The following is a 16,275-nucleotide window of genomic DNA, read 5'->3' as shown; positions in this document are numbered from 1 at the left end:
GGCTTGAGAGGCCTGGGGTGCCTGGGGGGCTCGGGGGGCTCGGAGGAACGGTCGGGGCCGGGGGGTACGCCGGGGCTTTCGGGTACGCCAGGGCCTGCGGGTACGCCGGGGCCTGCGGGGAGGTCGGGGTCCTCGGGTGCTCCGAGGTGGGCGGGTGTTCAGGGGTTCCCGGGCGCTCCGAGGTGAGCGGGTGCTCGGAGGTCTCCGGGTGCTCCGAGGTGGGCGGGTGTTCGGAGGTTCCCGGGTGCTCTGAGGTGGGCGGGTGCTCAGGGGGGCCCGGGCGCTCTGAAGCGAGCGGGCGCTCGGAGGTCCCCGGGCGCCCCGCGGCGTGCGGTGCGTCAGAGATCTGCGGGTACTCCGAGGCACGCGGCGTGTTCGAGGCGCCCGGGGCCTCCGGTATCGGGGCGGTCATGACGCCGGTGCCTCCAGCGACGCGGCGGCCGCGGTCGTGTACAGGTGGTCGACGAGCGTGACCAGCGCCCGCGCGCTCGACGCCCGGTCACGGGCGTCGCAGAGCATCACCGGGGTGTCCGGCAGCAGGTCCAGCGCCTCCCGCAGTTCCTCCGGCGGGTGCACCGGCGCGTCCGGGAACGCGTTGGCGGCGACGGCGAACGGGACGCCCAGGTCCTCCAGGTGCCCGAGCACGTCGAAACCGGCCTCCAGCCGGCGTGTGTCGATCAGCGCGAGCGCCCCCAGCGCGCCGTGCGTCAGGTGCCGCCACAGCGGGAAGAAGCGCGGCTGGCCGGGGGTGCCGAAGAGGTAGAGGACGCGCCGCCGGTTGAGGGTGATCCGCCCGAAGTCCATGGCCACGGTGGTGGTGGCCTTGCCCGGCAGCACGTCGTCCACGCCCTGCCCCGCCTGCGTCATGGTCTCCTCGGTGCGCAGCGGCGGGATCTCGCTGAGCGAGCCGATGAGGGTCGTCTTGCCGACGCCCAGCGGGCCGGCGATCACGATCTTCACGGACGTGCGCACGGTCGGGGGAAGGTAGCGGCCGCCCTCAGAGTTGGCGGAGTCCATCGAGTACCTCTTTCAGCAGGGCGGGATCGTGCCGGTCGGCGGCCGTGACCGGGGGGCGGGCGATGACCAGGCCGGCGTCGAGCAGGTCGGCGAGCAGCACTTTGACCACGGCGACCGGCTGGCGCAGATGGGCGGCGACCTCCGCCACGGACAGCAACCGGACGCAGAGGTCGAGAATTTCGGCGCACTCCGGGCTGAGGTCGGGGGCGTGCTCGCCGGGGAGTGTGGCGTCCGCGATGGTTCCCGCGGCCCCTGCGGCCCCCGTGGTCCCTGCGATCTCCGTGATCCCGGTGGCCACAGTGGTCCCGCCGGCTCCGGCGGCCCTTCCGGCCTCGGCAGGCGCGGCGTCCCCTGTGTACGTGGTGCCGTCCCCGACGCCCCAGTCGTCACCGCCGACTCGGCCATCCCAGTCGTCATCGCCGCCCCCGGCGCCCCAGCCATCACCCTCCACCCCGGCACTCGCGGCGGCCACCACCAGGGTCTCCAGGGCGAGCGTGTCACGGGAGGGGGCGACACGGCCGCCGGTGATCACGTAGGGGCGTACCGGCCCCGCCCCCGTCGGGCCGCTCACGGAGTGGCGGTGCGGGCGCGGGGCGGGCTGCTGAGGTGCTGCCCTATGCGCACCACCATGTGCTGCATCTCCCGCGCCACGAGCCCGGCGTCCACGTCCGCCGCCGTGGCCACGGCCAGCGAGGCACCCGGCCCGGCGGCCACCAGGAACAGGAAACCGCCGTCGAACTCCACCATCACCTGACGCGGCGCGCTCCCGTCGCCCGCCAGTTGCGCCGCGGCCTCGTGGCCGAGCGAGAGCAGGCCGGAGCAGATCGCCGACAGCCGGTCGGCGTCGTCGGTGGATATGTCGGGCGAACCGGCCAGTCGCAACCCGTCGCGGGACACCACGAGCGCGTGCCGCACCGCGGGCACCCGCAGGATGTCGGCGAGCAGCCACTCCAGATTCCCGTTCGTCATCAACGCGATTCCCTTTCGCTGTCGTTCGGCTCACGGGGCCGCGTCGGCTCTGCCGTCTCCGTTGCTTGCACGGCGTCCACCGGTTCCGTCGGACCGGCGGAGCGCGACGCCCGGGCGGACTCCGCCGGTACGGCGCGGCCCGACGGCCCACCGGGCGCCGCCGGGCCGGTGAGCCCCGGCGTGCCGCCGTCGACCGCCGGTCCGTCAGCAGCCGCCGGAGCGACCGAGCGTGCCGGCTGTGCGACGTCCGCTCGCACCGCGGCTTCGCCCGCGGCACCGAGGCCTCCTGACGGACCGACCGGACCAGTGGCTTCCGCTGCCATTGTGGCCTGTGGCGTCCGGGGAGCCGCGGCCGCCTCCTCGCGGCCGAGCCGGGTCCCGGCCTGCAGGCTGCTCATAAAGGCGGCGGCCTGCTGCGGTGACCGGAGGGGTTCCGGACGCGGCGCGGCGGACGCCGACGAGTGCGCCGAGGACCGGGGTACGGGTCCGGACGCGCCACCACCGGCGGCTCGTCGGCTGCGCCGACGCGGAAGACCCCCGGGCGTGGTGGGGGAGACGACGGCCTCCGGGACGACGGCGGCCGGGTCGCCGGGGTGGCGCGGGTCCGTACCGCCTCCGACGACACCACCCGCCACCGGCGGCTCGGCGCCCTCCTGACGCTCCGCCGGCTTCGGCCGTACGCGCTGCGGAAGCTCGCCGACGGCCCGTGCGTGGTGCTCGCCCGCCGCGTAGGAAGCGGAACCGGTGCCGCCGGGCGCCTCCGGCAGCGCCGTCCCGCCCGACTTGGGCGGAACACCCGCGTCCGTCTCCTCCGCCTCAACAACCCCACTAACCGGCGCGTCGCTCACCAGCGCATCGCCGTACGGCCGCCGTTCAGCCCGCTGCGGTCGCCGCCGACGCTGCCGTTCGGCATGTTCCCGCTCCGCCTGCTCGCGCAGCCCCGGCGCGCGCGGGGGCGCGGGGGTGGCGGGGGCCGCCGTCCCCTGCGTCAGCAGGGCGGACGGGACGAGGACGACGGCGCGGACGCCTCCGTACGCCGACGGAGAGTCCAGCTTCACCGAGAAGCCGTACCGCCGGGCGAGCAGACCCACGGCGGACAGGCCGAGCTGCGGCTTCGCGCCCAGCCCCCGGCCCTGCGCTGCCGAACCGCCGCCGAGCCGCACCTCGGCCTCGGCGAGGTCCTGTTCGGTCATGCCCAGCCCGCCGTCGTCGATCTCGATCACGGCACCGCTGTGCACCGGCCGGATGGCGACCAGCACGGTCACGGTCGGCGGCGAGTACCGCGTGGCGTTGTCGAGCAGCTCGGCGACCGCGTGGATCAGCGCCTCGACCGCGCGCGGCTCGACGGCGGCGTCCCGCGCGCCCTGGACGCGTACCCGCTGGTACTCCAGGATCCGCGACTGCGCGCCGCGCACGACGTCCAGCAGCGACACCGCCTCCGGCCACTGCCGCCCGGGCCAGGCGCCGCACAGCACCTTCATCGTCTGCGCCTGCCGCGCCAGCTGCGCCGCCGCGTGGTCGGCCCGCATCAGACCGGCCATCAGCACCGAATCCTCGGCGCTCTGTTCCAGGACGTCGAGGCCCTGCTGCTGGGCGAGGGCCATCACCTGGATGCGGTCCGCCATGACCAGGAACGCGGCGCGTCCGGACTCCGTGCGGTCCTTCAGCGCCCGCACGGCGTCCGCCGTCCGCCGCAACAGCGCCTCGTGGTGCGCGGCGAGGGCGGCGGCCTCCGCGTCACCCTCGGGAACGGCGTACAGCGGCCCCGGAACGTCGGCCTCCGGCGTGCCCTCCAGCACCGCGGGCAACCGGACGCCGGCCAGGTGCTCCAGCTCCTCCCGCCAGGCCCGCTGCCGGTCGGCCAGCCGGGACCCGTACTCCGTGGCGGCCGTCAGCTCCCCGCGCAGCCGCGCCGTCACGCGCCGGGCGCGGACCAGCAAGGGTGCGGCGATCACAGCGGCGGTGGCCGTGCCCGCGACCAGACCCAGGGACACGGCCTCCGTTATCGGCATCATCAGGCGGTTCCCGGGAGGCGAGCGACAACTGGAGGACGGCCGTCAGCGTACGGCGCGGGACGGGGGTGGTGGAAGTGTTGGGTGTGTCCTGACGCTTGGTCGGATACCGGACGTTTCCTCCGCGTCCGCTACGAAATGGCGCCGACGACCCGTCATCAGTCGACCACCACCGGGGCGGACCCGGGAACAAGCAGCCTTTCGAGTGAAAGAAACCCGTACCCGCGCTCGCTGATGGCCCTGACAAGGGTGGGCAGCGCGGTGGCGTCCACCGTCGACGGATCGGCGGAGCTGGTCCGTCCCACGTGCAGCAGGACGATGGCGCCGGGGACCAGAGCGCCGAGCACACGGGCGACGACACTCTCCGTACCGACGCCTCCGGTAGCGCCCTTCCACCCCAACGTGTCGACGGTCCAGCGGACGCAGGTGTACCCCAGGGCGTTCACGTCCTCGACGCACTCCCGGTCCACCTCCCCGTAGGGGAAACGGAACAGCCGCACCGGAGGCCGCCCGACCGCCCGTTCCACGGCCTCCGCCGCCGACCGCACCTCCTCCGCCCGCTGTTCCCGGGTCAGCCTGGGGAACGCCGGGTGCGTCATCGAGTGATTGCCCACCGGATGCGCGCGAGCGATCCGCCGCGCGGCGGCGGTATGGGCCGAGGCGAAGCGCCCGGTCATGAAGAACGTGGCGGGGATCCCCCACTCCCCGAGCGTGCCCACCACATGGTCCACACCCTCGTCCCCACCCCCACAGTCAAACGTCAGGGCGACCTTCCGCTCCCTCGTCGGCACCACGGTGACGTCCTGCCCCACCAGCGGTACGGGAGGCGGCTCTTGACCCCACGCCTCACCCCCGCCGAACCCGCTTCCGACTCCCAGAAGAGCCGCTCGCAACACCCCTCGCCGACTCACCCACCGCCGGCCACCATCCCGACCCAAGCGCCCGCCCTCTCGACAGAGTCCCCGAAACCGATCACCCTGCCGCGAACCCACCCCACCCGGTGCCGGGCTAACCACCACACCCCACCAAGTTGACGCCCCAGCTCAGACCGCCCTGCCCGAGGCCATCACCCAAACGAGGGCAGCCTGTTCATCTGCCTTGTCGGGCTGGGGAAATGACCAAAAGTCAACCCTTGACCGGTAAGGTATTGATCAAGATATATTCCGGCAATACGTTCGCTATACACCGAGAGGGCAGTCATCCGTTCCCGGATCACTGCCCTCTCGCGCGGCCAGGCGTCCGCGTCGCAGCAGGTTTTGGCGAGCCACGTCAAGACACGGGCACCCTTTCCCCACGGAGCGTTTTTTCGTGCACCAAAAGACCCCGCGCATCTCCGCGGCTGCGGCCATGGCGCCCGTTGCCTTCGGTATGGCCGCGCCCGCCGCCCACGCGACCGAGGCACACCGCGCCCCCGCCGCCGAGTCCGCCGAACTCCACCGTGACGCACCGCACTGAGCCCGCCGACACCGGCAGGAAGTCACCGGAGGCGAACCTCTGGAGTTCGGCACTCGTCTTCTCCTGCCTGTGCCTGCTCTCCCGAGTCGGGCGCACAGCGGAACTGCTGGACGCTTTCGACGGCATCACCGTGGTCTTCTACGCGCTCGGCTGGGCAGGCCCCGCCATCGCTCTCGTCCGGTGCGCGTTGAGACGGCGCAAACCCTGGAGCGGCGCCGTGGTACCGGTTACGGTCCACACCGCCATGGGGCTGGTTCTGTGGACGCTCCTCGGATGGACATGACGCCCACGGCCCAGTGACCCGTCAGGCGAGCGGACCGGACGTCGACCGGTCCGCTCGCTCCGGTACCCGCCCGTCGAAAGGCGCTGCTGCTTTGCCGAATCCGCACCACCCCGCTCACCCACCGCTCGAAGTCACCGGCCTCGCCAAGGCCTACAAAAGGAAACGAGTGGTCGACGGGGTGTCCTTCTCCGTCCCCGAGGGTTCGGTGACCGGCTTGCTGGGGGCGAACGGCGCCGGAAAGACCACGGTCCTGCGGCTGATGCTCGGACTCGTCAGGGGCGAGGGCACGACCGACTTCCTCGGACGCCCGCTCCCCGACTGGCACCGCCCGGGAGAGATCGTGGGCGCCGTACTCGGGGGCACGTTCGGCCACCCCCGCCACCGGCTCCGTGACCACCTCACCATGGTGGCGTACGGGCTGGACGTCCCCCCGCGGCACGTGACGGAGGTACTGACCCGCGTGGGCCTGGAAAAGGCGGCCGACCAGCGACTGGGCCAACTGTCCCTGGGCATGGCCCAACGGGCGGGCCTCGCACAGGCGCTGCTCGGCGATCCCCGCGTCCTGATCCTTGACGAGCCCTTCAACGGTCTGGATCCACACTCCATCGCCTGGCTGCGCGGCACCCTGCGGAGCTTCGCCGAAGACGGGGGTACGGTCCTGCTCTCAAGCCACCTCCTCGGTGAAATGGACCAACTGGCCGACCGGATCCTCGTCATGGCCCGGGGACGCCTCGTCGCCCAGGCCACGGCAGCGGAAATCGCCGCCCGAGTCGGACGGCACGCTGTGGTCGAGACCCCGGAACTGGAACGCCTGACGGCTGCCCTGACCGAGAACGGGGCCGGCGTGGAACGCCTGGACTCCACACGAGCCCGCGTCACCGGCCTCGACCGACGCGAGGTGGGAAAGCTCGCGGCGCGACTGGCTGTCCCCCTGTACTGGCTGGGCGAAGAGGCGGCATCCGTCGAGGACTTCTACCTGTCGGTGGCCGAAGAGGAGTTCAAAGCCCGGTGACGACGCGACCCCTCCTCCACCCACGACACCCCCGAGCCGCCGGCCCGCACGCCTCATGTCTCAGGCGAGCGCTCCGCTACGAGTGGAAGCGGCTGTGGTCACTTCGCTCCCCGTGGATCCTCTCCGCCCTCGTCGGCCTCATCGGCGTCGGGAACGGAATCGACATCGGTCTCGGCGAGTATGCGCTGCCCGCCTTGGCGGACGTCCTCCAGTTCTCCCCGCTCGCCTCCCAAGCCCCGATGTCCGGGCTCCTCCTCTTCATCCTCGGTACGACGGCCGTCTCCACCGAGTACACCTATCGAGCGGCCCGTACCACCTTCCTCACCCTCTCCTCCCGGCGCACCGCCTACGCGGCGAAGGTCGCGGTCACCTCGGCAACGGCCGCGGCGGTCTCGCTGGGGGCCTCGCTGCTCAGCGCGGTCATCGGCGCCACGATCCTCGCGGTACGCGGCGCACCCCAGCCCGACTGGACCGGCCTGACCGCTCCCCTCGCCGTTTTCACCGTCGTCATGCTCTGCTGGCCTACGATCGCCACGGGACTCACCGCCCTCCTCCGACGCCGCGTACCGGTGATCGTGTTCCTACTCCTCTGGCCCCTGATCCTGGAACGCCTCACAGGCATCCTGCTGAACAAGCTCCCAGGCCTCACCGGCCTCTCCGACCACCTCCCCTTCGCAGCCGCCCGGGCCGCCCTGCACTGCGTACGCGGACAGGACACGAACGAGGACGTACCGTTCACCGAAGCCCTCCTCGGCAGCGGCGTCTCTCCCGCCCTGGGCCTGGCGATCTTCTGCGCATTCACGGCATGCCTCGCCATAGCCGGCGGCATCGCTTACACCCGCCGGGACGTATAACGCAGAAGGGACACCCGGGAATGTCCCTGGGTGCCCCTTCACGCGGTGCCCCCGGGCAGATTCGAACTGCCGACACCCGCTTTAGGAGAGCGGTGCTCTATCCCCTGAGCTACGGAGGCGGGGGCTTGTAGGAAACCTTGTCGAAAACCCAGTGACTGGGTGGTCGAGCCGGTTGCTCAAACCCGCTGGTCGGGCGGGTCGCGTCGCCTCCGCTTGTTGTGCTGAGCGATGGCGCGCGGTAGGGGTACCGCCCTGACGTGTCACAGGGTAGCGGATCCGGCTCAGGCGGGCTGTGCCTCATGGGGAGGTCGTGGACCAGTGGGTGCGTGACCTGGTGGTTTACAAGTGAGTCATGGTCTGGAGGGTGGCCTGATGTGCTGCCGGCGGCTATGTCGAAACGGCGGTATGAGCGTTTTGCGTAATTGAGGGAAGATGGTGAGTGAAGTAGTCATGGGGTGGTCAGGACCAGCACCGTGTTCTGCCCGCCGAAGCCGAAGGAACTGGAGATCGCCACGTCGATCTCCGCGGTTCGCGGTTGCCCGGTGACGACGTCGAGGGCCCTGCCGTCGTCCTGGGCGTGACAGTTGGCCGTCGGGGGAATCTGCCGTCGCTCTAGGGTGAGCACGGTCAGTGCGGCCTCGATCGCGGCGGAGGCGCCGAGGGCGTGGCCCAGGACGCTCTTCGACGCGGTGACGGGTGGCGGTGCGGCGCCGAAGACCCTGAGCAGAACGCGTGCCTCAGCGGCGTCTCCTGCTGGGGTGGAGGTGCCGTGGGTATTGACGTGGCCGACGTCCGCGGGCGTACAGCCGGCGTCCGCGAGGGCCGCGCGGATGGCGCGCTCGGCTCCGTCGCCTTCGGGGTGGGGTGCCACCGGGTGGTAGGCGTCACTGCTGGAGGCGCACCCTCGTAGCAGGGCGCGGATGCGGGCGCCGCGGCGCACCGCGTGGTCGGGGAGTTCCAGGGCCAGAATGGCGGCGCCCTCGGACAGAACGAATCCGTCACGCTGGCGGTCGAAGGGCCGGCAGGCCGAGGCCGGATCGTCTGTGCGCCGGGACAGCGCTCCCAGCTGGGAGAAGCAGGTCGCGCCCATCCGGCAGCGGCCGCTTTCGCCGCTGCCGGTCAGGACGATGTCGCAGCTTCCGGCCAGCAGCAGCTGCCGCGCGACGGCGATGGCGGTGGCCCCGCCGGCGCAGGCGCTGGCCACGGTGAAGCCCGGTCCGCGGGCGCCGAGGTCGAGAGAGACCTCGGCGGCGACCATGTTCGGCACGCTGCGGGGCAGGGCCATGGGCGAGACCGCTGCGGGCCGGCCCTGTGTCAGCAGGGCGAATTCCCTGCCGTAGTTCTGGAGGCTGTTGCCTCCGACGCCCAGAATGACCCCGACCCGCTCCGACGGCCAGTGGGCGGGGTCCAGTTTGGCGTCGGTGACGGCTTGCCGTGCCGCGACCAGCGTGAGGTGGGCCGTGCGGTCCAGGCGTCTGGCCAGGGGTCGGCCGAGCTCGGAGAAGGCGTCGAAGTCGTCGATGTGGCAGGAGATGTCGACCGGAAGCCCGGTCAGGTGCGGGTCGGTGCGGGCGAGGGACTGTCCGGTGCACATGCTGTCCCACGTGCTGTCGGCGGTCGGGCCGCCCGGCGTGATCATGGCCAGGCCGGTCACGGCTACGTCACGGGGGCCTCGTGTCACGGAATCGCCTGTTCTCTCGCTGGTCGGTCCCGTCCGGGACGTCCTGGGGGCGCGTCTTTCACACGGTGACCGCGGCGGGTGGGCGGGCGGCCTTCGTTTCGAGGAGTTCCGCGAGCTCTTCGAGTGTTGTGTTCGGGCTGACGTCCGTGATGAGTGCTCCTGCCTGCTCGGCCAGAATCACTCCGAGTTCGGCCATGGTCAACGAATCCAGGTCCAGGTTTTCCAGGGTCGCCCGTGGTGTGACTGTGTCGGGGTCGAGACCGAATTCGCTGGTCAATACGTTGAACAGCACGTCGTACACGTGACACTCCTTGAGGGAAAAGGCTAGTGGTGACACGATCTCGCAGGCGCCGTTCGGGGTCCTGGGTCGACACGGTATACGGGTGCCGGGGGGCCGGTATGTGATGCGACCGGCCCCTTTCTCATCTCAACTCACCGCCGGGGGCGGGGTCAGGACAGGGCGCCGAGTGGGTTGTCGGGCGCCAGGGGCGAGCCTGAGACCGCGAGGCTGGCGCCGACCACATCGGCGGTGGACAAGGGTGAGGAGGCGGAGCATTTCGGGTACGAGGCGAGGACGGACATGGCGACGTTTTCCCCCGGGAAGACGTGACTGCCGCGTGAGACGGTGCCGTTGCGGGCCCATTCCCCTGGGGTGGCGGTGAACTCGTCCGCCATGACCGACCGGCCGAGCAACCGCCCCGACTGCCGGTCTCCGGCGTACCAGTCGAAGATCAGGGTGCCCTTTCCGCCGCCGCTGGTGCAGGTGCCCCAGCCGCTGCCTTTCAGCCGCAGGCGGCCGGACTTGATGTCGTTTCGGGTTCCGTCGGGGGACACACAGTGATCGAGGGTGCCTGTTCCGCTGACGGTGACCGGGCGGGCCGTGGTGTCGAGCGCCGGGGTCGTGGTGGCTGTACCCCGGCCGCTGCAGACGAGGTGGACAGTGCGCACCGCCGTGTTGACGCGTGGTGTGGCCTGCCGTTCCACAGCGCGATGTGGCGCCTTGGGCTGAAGCGTCGTCTCGTGGTGCCCGGCGGGGACCGGTCCGGCCTGTGCTCTCGGCACCGCGGCACCGGCCAGAACACCTCCTGCGACGACTGTTCCTGTGGCCAGGCCGATGAGGGCCAAGCGTTTTGCCGACATGGATGCCTACTTTCCTTGCAGCGTACTGAACGGGGGACGGGCGCTGAACCCGAACAGAAATTGACATAGAAAGCAGCAATCAGGCAGGTGTTGTATCAGTGTCCTGTTGATGACACACGTACGTGCTAGCGGTGCCGCTGTTTGAACCCGCCACGTTGTCCGACTATCGGGTCATGATGTGGTGAAGTGCGTCACGGGGTTCCATGTGCGGGCACGGGGACAACTCGGCGGGGCGGCGAAGAAAGAGGCGTGTCCTTTACGGCACATCCTCCGTGTCGGGCCTAGGGCGGCCGCCGGAACGGCTCTAGGGTTTCCGACCATGGGCCTGCATGAAACTCTCTGCCACCGGCCGCGCAGCCCCCGGTTCGACTGGTCCGATCTCCCCGTGCACTGGGTTCCAGGTGAACCTCAGGTCACCCATACCCTCAACGTCATACATCTTTTGCTCCCCGAAGGGGAGCACTGGTTCTGCCGTGTCTTTGAACGGGCCTTGCCATTCATCGGGGACGAGCGGCTGCGCCGACGCGTTTTGGGGTTCATCGGCCAGGAGCGGACGCACGCGCATGCCCACGAGGAGGTCCAAGCGCATCTGCGGGCCCAGGGCCTCGACATCGACCCGTACTTGGCCCAGCTCGGGTGGTATTACCGGCGCGTTCTCGAACCGCGCGAGGCTCCCGGGGAGGAGCCGCACCGGGAGCAGATCCGGGAACTGGTCGCGGTGGCCGCTGCCTTCGAGCACCTCACGGCCTTCATCGGTCAGTGGCTGCTCGACAGCGCGGCGTTGGACCGGGCCGGGGCGCACCCGGCGATGCTGGACATGCTGCGCTGGCACGGTGCCGAGGAGGTCGAGCATTCCGGCGTCGCCTTCGATCTGCTGTGTCATCTGAGTCCCGGGGGCGGCCGTGCCCGGCGTGTGCGGGCCGCGTTGATCGCCGGGGTGTTGAGCCCCTGGCTCTGGTACCGGGGGACCCGCTACCTCATGGCCGCCGATCGGTCGCTGCGCGGCTCGGTCAGGTGCACCCTGCGGGCGCACCGCTCGGCCGTCCGACGCGGGCTCCTGCCCTCCTTCCCCGTGCTGGCGCGCGCCTCGTTCGCCTTCCTCGGGCGCGGCTACCACCCGTCCAAGGAGTACGACATCGAGCGGGCTCTGGCCTATCTGGCCCGTTCCCCCGCAGCGCGTGACGCCGACCGTCTGTAAGCGGCCTCCCATGACCGAGCATCCCGTACCCGAGGTCCTCCCGCCCGCCGGGGCGCCCTGCGTGGCCCCTCCGCCCGGCCTCTACCGCCGCGACCGGCCGGACCGGCTGATGGCCGTACTGGCCCGGGCCGCCGACCGGTACGTGGCCCACCTGGTCTTCCGCGGGGCCCGGCGGCGCTCGCGCCGGCCGGCGGCGGCCGTCGCGTGTCCTCCGCTGACCCTGACCGTGACCGGCCGGCGACGGATCGCCGACGACGTGGTGGAGCTCGCGTTCGCCGCCACCGCGCCAGGCGTGTCCCTTCCCCGGTGGGAGCCGGGTTGTCACCTGGAGCTCGTGCTCCCGTCCGGTCGCGTGCGCCCCTATTCCCTGTGCGGCGACCCGGACGACACCACTGCCTACCGCATCGCCGTGCGGCGCCTGCCGCACGGTGGGGGCGGTTCCGTGGAGGTGCACGCGGCCCTGCTCCCTGGGGTTGAGGTGCGCGTGCGCGGGCCCTACAACGGTTTCCCCTTCGCCGGTGAGCCCGCCGTCCTGTTCATCGCCGGGGGGATCGGCATCACGCCGCTGTTGCCGATGGCGCGGGAGGCCGCCGCGCGGGGGCTGGACTGGCACCTGGTCCACACCGGGCGCCATCAGGCGTCGCTGCCGTTCCACGAGGACGTGGCGGCGCTCGACCCCCTCGGCCGGCGCACCACGATCCATACCTATGACGTGGACGGTTTCCCCGATCCCGCCCGGTTGCTCGCTCGCGCGCCGCATCCGGCTGCGGCCGTCTACTGCTGCGGGCCGCCCGCTCTCCTGGAGTCCGTGAGCCGCGCCCTGCGCCCGGCGCCTGGAACCGGCTCCCTCCGAGCGCTGCACGCGCAACGCTTCGCGCCCGGGCGGGCGGTGAACGGCGCCCCGTTCATCTTGCGGCTGCCCGACGGCACCCGACTCGACGTTCCCGCCGACCGTACGGCGCTCGACGTCCTGCTGCGCGCCCGGCCCGACCACCCGTACGCCTGCGGGCAGGGGGTCTGCGGCACGTGCCGCATCCACGTGCGGGGCGGCACCCCGCAGCATCGGGACCATCTGCTCACCGCACGGGAGCGGGCCAACGGGATGATGCTCCCCTGCATCTCCCGTGCCCCCATGGGCTCCGTCCTGGAGGTTGTCCCCGCCTCAGACAGCGGGACGCAGCCTGCGGCGGCCGGGTGCCCGACGTCGGGGGAACCACCAGTTGGCGGGGCCGGCGACCGTCATGACCACCGGGACCAGGACGCCACGGAGCAAGGTCGCGTCGACGAGGACGGCCACCGCCAGACCGACGCCCAGTTGCTTGAGCAGCACCACGCCCGATGACGCGATGGCGGCCATGGGCACGATGAAGGCGCAGGCGGCCGAGCTGATCAGCCGGCCGCTGCGCGCCATGCCGTTCACGATCGCCGTCCGGTTGTCGGCGCCGAGCAGGTGCTCTTCGCGGATCCGCGCGATGAGGAAGACCTCGTAGTCCACGCTCAGCGCGAAGGCGATGCAGAACGTCAGGAGGGGGATGGAGGGGTCCAGCGTCTTGGTGGGGGCCAGGTCCCACGACTCCGGGAGGAAGTTTCCCTGGAAGACGAGGACGAGCACTCCGCAGGCCGCGGCCAGGCCGAGCGCGCCCATCACGACCGCCTTGGCGGGGACGAGGACACTGCGCATTCCGGCCGCCAGGAGCAGCATCGTCACGAGGGTCAGCAGCAGGGCGGCCGACGGCAGCCGCGAGGCGAGCGCTTCGGTGGTCTCCCGCAGCCGGGCCGCGTCCCCGGCCAGTTGCGGCGTGTCGCCGCCCGGGGCGGGCATTTCGGCGATTTCGTCCAGGAGTGTGCGCGCCGCGGCGCTCTCGGGAGCACCGGTACCGGTCACGACGACCACCGCGCCCGACGGTTTCTCCCGCACAGCCGTCGTCCGGGTATCCGCCGACACCCCGGCGATGCCGATGCGGACGTGCCCGAGGTAGACGGAGCCCGGACCGCGGACCAGGGCCGTGTGCGGCAGCCGGGACAACGACCGTGCGTAGGCGTCCAGTTCCCTGGCGTCCCGGTCGGGGTCGGTGTGGGGCAGGACGATCTGGACGTCACGCTCGGGATGCAGCGGGAAACCGGCCCGGATCGCGTCGGCCGTGGCGCGGGTGACCGCGTCGGCGGGCAGGGCACGTTCGTCGAACAGGGCGAACCGGGCGTCGAGGCAGGGTGCGATCATCGCTGTGAGTACCAGGCAGCAGATGCCGCCTGCCAGCAGGGGGCGCCTGGTCACGGACCGGGCCACCTTCCGCCACAGGGGGCTGGCGACGTGCCGGCCGCGGCGTGCGGGGTCCTCCCTGCTCAGCCGGGGGCCGAGGAGGACCAGGGCCGCGGGCACCAGGAGGTGGGCGCTGGCGGCGGACAGTACGGCCACGAGCATGCCGGCCAGTGCCATGGAGCGCAGGAAGTCGAGCGGGAAGACGAACAGCACGGACAGCGCCGACATGGTGGTCAGCGCCGACAGCCACATCGCCCGGCCGGCCGACCTCATCGTCGCCGCACACGCCTCCCGGCAGGTGTCGCCCCGGTGCAACTGCTCGCGGTACCGCGTGATCAGGAAGAGGGCGTAGTCCACCGCCAGACCGGTGCCCACGGCCGCGGCGAAGTTCACCGTGAAGACCGACACCGGCATCACACGCGCGAGGGCGTTGAGGGCGGCCACCGTCGCCGTGATCGAGCAGGCCGCCACGGCCAGGGGAACCAGAGCCGCGGCCGCGGAACCGAATCCGAGGACCAGCAGGACGAAGACGACCGGCGCGGCCAGTGCTTCCGCACGCGGGATGTCGCCGCGCGCGAGCAGGGTCCCTTCGGCGTCGGCCGGCGCCGGACCGGTCACCGAGATGGCCAGGGGGCCCGGCGGCCGCTTGGCGTACCGCTCCACCAGGGCGGTGGCTTCCTTCGACCGAGTGGAGGGACCGCCCGCCAGCGCCATGCTGATCAGAGCGGACCGGCCGTCGCGCGAGCGCAGCAGGACGCTGCCGTGGGCGTCCCAGTAGCTGTGTACCGCCACGACCGCCGGCTCGTGGCGCAGGCTCTCCGTGAGACGGATCGCCGCTCCCGCCACCTCGGGTGTGTCGACGCCGGCTCCACGGCCCCGGACGAGAAAGGTCAGGTGCTGAGTCCCGCCGCCCAGTTCCACGGCTGCCCGGTCGGCCCGTTCCACGGCCGAGTTCCGCACCTCGAACCCGCCGTGCATCAGCCGGTCCCACAGCCCCGAACAGGACGCGCCCAGCAGCAGCACCGCCACGGCGGACAGCACCGCGACCCGGATGGCCTGTCGGCGCGTACCGACCGGCTGGAATCTGACCGTCCATTTTCTCACCCGCGACACCGTAGCCACGGCGTGCCGTCACAAGAGCCGCCCTTGCTCTCACGCTGCACCATGCGAGTGGTTGACCGGCCGTTCATCACCCGACAGCACCAACGCGCCAGCCAGACAGACGCTTTGCACTGCCATAGTCCCATCTCGTGATCTTTGACGAGCATGCCGCGGCCGTGGTGCGCAAGGCCCGTTCCCGCACCCCGGAACCCGCCAGTGGAGGCAACCGGTGATCGTGATGACCGGCGCGACCGGCTTCCTCGGCGCGCACATGACGGCCCGCCTCCTGCTCGACGGCGACGAGCCGATCACTGTGCTGGTCGGACACGATCCAGCCACCACCGTCGACCGCTTGGCCACCGCCGTCTCCTCCACCGGCGAAACAGTCCCCCGAGAACACGTCGCCGCCCGAGTCAAGCCGCTCCTCATCCGCCTGGACGCCCCGAACCTCGGCCTCGCGCCGCCCGTCTGGCGGGAGATCACCAACGAGGCGAAACAAATCTGGCACTGCGCCGCGTTCACCGACGCCTTCGGCGACCGCGTGCGGCTGCACACCGCCAACGTCGTCGGCACGCACCGCGTCCTCGCACTCGCCGAGGCGGCACGCGGACACGTGCCCTTCTTCCACCTCAGCACGGCCTACGTCGCGGGCGGCCGTCGCCACGGCACCGTCTTCGAGGACGAGCTCACCGAGGAGGCCGGTTTCCTGACCCCTTACGAGGAATCCAAATACCGCGCCGAGCGCGTGGTACGCGACTGGGCCGCCCGGCACGGACGCCCCGTCACCATCTTCAGGCCCAGCCTCCTGGTCACGGACCGGCCCTGGCAGGCCGGCGCCCCGCGGCACTGGCAAGCGGTCCTGGCCGAACACGCCTGCCTGGTCGGACGGTTGGGTCACCGGGCTTTGAAGGCCCTCGGGTTCGGCGGGCACGGCGGTGGCTCTCCCGCCTACCTGCTGCCCGGGCACCCGGACGCGCGGGCCAACCTCGTCCAAGCGCCGTGGGCCGCCCGCGCCATGCTCTCCGCCGCCTCCGGGCCCCGGCCGGAGGGCGCCCCGCGCACCCTCCACGTGACCAACCCGCGGGAGTTCCCGGTGCAGGACCTGGTGCGAGCGGCCCTGGGCGACCACACACCGTTCAAAATCCGCCTCGGCGCCGAGCCGACCGACGGCGAAGTGGCCCTGCCCACCCAGCTCGTGGGCCTGTTCGCCCGTCACCTGGCCCCGCACCTGAACACCACCCGCTCCTACGACACCACCCACCTGAGGAACGCCGTCGGCTGCCTCCCCCCGCC

Annotated in this window: 15 protein-coding genes, 1 tRNA gene and 1 pseudogene; 7 read left to right on the top strand and 10 right to left on the bottom strand. The window is 71.7% G+C overall.

The window, feature by feature from the left end; translation table 11 throughout:
• Nucleotides 1-408: 408 nt before the first annotated feature.
• The 5 genes from ACSNOK_RS19345 to ACSNOK_RS19325 all read right to left on the bottom strand — a co-directional run bounded on the left by ACSNOK_RS19345 (nucleotide 409) and on the right by ACSNOK_RS19325 (nucleotide 4,810).
• The gene (locus tag ACSNOK_RS19345) at nucleotides 409-1,017 is read right to left on the bottom strand and encodes a GTP-binding protein (protein ID WP_436781970.1); all 609 of its coding nucleotides are present in this window, start codon (nucleotides 1,015-1,017) and stop codon (nucleotides 409-411) included.
• The gene (locus ACSNOK_RS19340; RefSeq protein WP_436781969.1) at nucleotides 998-1,588 is read right to left on the bottom strand and encodes a DUF742 domain-containing protein; all 591 of its coding nucleotides are present in this window, start codon (nucleotides 1,586-1,588) and stop codon (nucleotides 998-1,000) included. Before ACSNOK_RS19340 ends, ACSNOK_RS19345 begins: the two co-directional genes overlap by 20 nt.
• On the bottom strand, nucleotides 1,585-1,986 hold the full coding sequence (locus ACSNOK_RS19335) for a roadblock/LC7 domain-containing protein (RefSeq protein WP_436781968.1): 402 nt from the start codon (nucleotides 1,984-1,986) through the stop codon (nucleotides 1,585-1,587). The genes ACSNOK_RS19340 and ACSNOK_RS19335 overlap by 4 nt, the downstream gene beginning before the upstream one ends.
• Nucleotides 1,986-4,001, bottom strand: a complete 2,016-nt coding sequence (locus ACSNOK_RS19330; RefSeq protein ID WP_436781967.1) for an ATP-binding protein — start codon at nucleotides 3,999-4,001, stop codon at nucleotides 1,986-1,988. Before ACSNOK_RS19330 ends, ACSNOK_RS19335 begins: the two co-directional genes overlap by 1 nt.
• Before the next feature lie 155 nt (nucleotides 4,002-4,156).
• Entirely contained in the window at nucleotides 4,157-4,810 is a 654-nt protein-coding gene (locus ACSNOK_RS19325; protein WP_436781966.1) for a polysaccharide deacetylase family protein, read from the bottom strand.
• Nucleotides 4,811-5,306: 496 nt separating this feature from the next.
• On the opposite strand from ACSNOK_RS19325, the gene ACSNOK_RS19320 reads away from it, so the two are divergent.
• The 4 genes from ACSNOK_RS19320 to ACSNOK_RS19305 all read left to right on the top strand — a co-directional run bounded on the left by ACSNOK_RS19320 (nucleotide 5,307) and on the right by ACSNOK_RS19305 (nucleotide 7,602).
• Nucleotides 5,307-5,453: a hypothetical protein gene (locus tag ACSNOK_RS19320; protein ID WP_436781965.1), complete on the top strand. Its 147-nt coding sequence runs from the start codon at nucleotides 5,307-5,309 to the stop codon at nucleotides 5,451-5,453.
• A complete protein-coding gene (locus ACSNOK_RS19315) occupies nucleotides 5,437-5,736 on the top strand; it encodes a hypothetical protein (RefSeq protein ID WP_436781964.1) in 300 nt (99 codons plus the stop codon). Before ACSNOK_RS19320 ends, ACSNOK_RS19315 begins: the two co-directional genes overlap by 17 nt.
• A gap of 166 nt (nucleotides 5,737-5,902) precedes the next feature.
• Nucleotides 5,903-6,748 (top strand): ABC transporter ATP-binding protein, encoded by an 846-nt coding sequence (locus ACSNOK_RS19310; protein ID WP_436781963.1) that lies wholly within the window; start codon nucleotides 5,903-5,905, stop codon nucleotides 6,746-6,748.
• A complete protein-coding gene (locus ACSNOK_RS19305; RefSeq protein ID WP_436781962.1) occupies nucleotides 6,745-7,602 on the top strand; it encodes a hypothetical protein in 858 nt (285 codons plus the stop codon). Before ACSNOK_RS19310 ends, ACSNOK_RS19305 begins: the two co-directional genes overlap by 4 nt.
• Before the next feature lie 46 nt (nucleotides 7,603-7,648).
• Here ACSNOK_RS19305 and ACSNOK_RS19300 read toward each other — a convergent pair.
• The 4 genes from ACSNOK_RS19300 to ACSNOK_RS19285 all read right to left on the bottom strand — a co-directional run bounded on the left by ACSNOK_RS19300 (nucleotide 7,649) and on the right by ACSNOK_RS19285 (nucleotide 10,423).
• A tRNA-Arg gene (locus tag ACSNOK_RS19300) sits at nucleotides 7,649-7,721 on the bottom strand.
• A 329-nt stretch (nucleotides 7,722-8,050) separates the two neighbouring features.
• Nucleotides 8,051-9,283, bottom strand: a complete 1,233-nt coding sequence (locus ACSNOK_RS19295) for a beta-ketoacyl-[acyl-carrier-protein] synthase family protein (protein WP_436781961.1) — start codon at nucleotides 9,281-9,283, stop codon at nucleotides 8,051-8,053.
• A 58-nt stretch (nucleotides 9,284-9,341) separates the two neighbouring features.
• The gene (locus ACSNOK_RS19290; RefSeq protein ID WP_436781960.1) at nucleotides 9,342-9,584 is read right to left on the bottom strand and encodes a phosphopantetheine-binding protein; all 243 of its coding nucleotides are present in this window, start codon (nucleotides 9,582-9,584) and stop codon (nucleotides 9,342-9,344) included.
• 149 nt (nucleotides 9,585-9,733) lie between these two features.
• On the bottom strand, nucleotides 9,734-10,423 hold the full coding sequence (locus ACSNOK_RS19285) for a hypothetical protein (RefSeq protein ID WP_436781959.1): 690 nt from the start codon (nucleotides 10,421-10,423) through the stop codon (nucleotides 9,734-9,736).
• Between the two features lie 319 nt (nucleotides 10,424-10,742).
• On the opposite strand from ACSNOK_RS19285, the gene ACSNOK_RS19280 reads away from it, so the two are divergent.
• Complete coding sequence (locus ACSNOK_RS19280; RefSeq protein WP_436781958.1) at nucleotides 10,743-11,621, top strand: metal-dependent hydrolase; 879 nt, start codon at nucleotides 10,743-10,745, stop codon at nucleotides 11,619-11,621.
• Between the two features lie 10 nt (nucleotides 11,622-11,631).
• Nucleotides 11,632-12,738, top strand: a pseudogene (locus ACSNOK_RS19275) (PDR/VanB family oxidoreductase); the annotation flags it as partial.
• A 45-nt stretch (nucleotides 12,739-12,783) separates the two neighbouring features.
• Here ACSNOK_RS19275 and ACSNOK_RS19270 read toward each other — a convergent pair.
• A complete protein-coding gene (locus ACSNOK_RS19270) occupies nucleotides 12,784-14,985 on the bottom strand; it encodes an MMPL family transporter (protein WP_436781957.1) in 2,202 nt (733 codons plus the stop codon).
• A 235-nt stretch (nucleotides 14,986-15,220) separates the two neighbouring features.
• On the opposite strand from ACSNOK_RS19270, the gene ACSNOK_RS19265 reads away from it, so the two are divergent.
• A partial coding sequence (locus ACSNOK_RS19265; protein WP_436781971.1) for an SDR family oxidoreductase occupies nucleotides 15,221-16,275 on the top strand: 1,055 nt, incomplete at its 3' end.

The sequence above is a fragment of the Streptomyces sp. URMC 126 genome (assembly GCF_051386555.1).
Classification (GTDB): domain Bacteria; phylum Actinomycetota; class Actinomycetes; order Streptomycetales; family Streptomycetaceae; genus Streptomyces.
The sequence above is the reverse complement of the archived record's forward strand: the minus strand, read 5'-3'. Positions and strand labels throughout refer to the sequence as shown.

What these genes read in the sequence shown, in the direction of transcription:
- ACSNOK_RS19345 (WP_436781970.1), bottom strand. Translation starts at nt 1,017, where the DNA reads ATGGACTCCGCCAACTCTGAGGGCGGCCGCTACCTTCCCCCGACCGTG.
- ACSNOK_RS19335 (WP_436781968.1), bottom strand. Translation starts at nt 1,986, where the DNA reads ATGACGAACGGGAATCTGGAGTGGCTGCTCGCCGACATCCTGCGGGTG.
- ACSNOK_RS19330 (WP_436781967.1), bottom strand. Translation starts at nt 4,001, where the DNA reads ATGATGCCGATAACGGAGGCCGTGTCCCTGGGTCTGGTCGCGGGCACG.
- ACSNOK_RS19285 (WP_436781959.1), bottom strand. Translation starts at nt 10,423, where the DNA reads ATGTCGGCAAAACGCTTGGCCCTCATCGGCCTGGCCACAGGAACAGTC.
- ACSNOK_RS19280 (WP_436781958.1), top strand. Translation starts at nt 10,743, where the DNA reads ATGGGCCTGCATGAAACTCTCTGCCACCGGCCGCGCAGCCCCCGGTTC.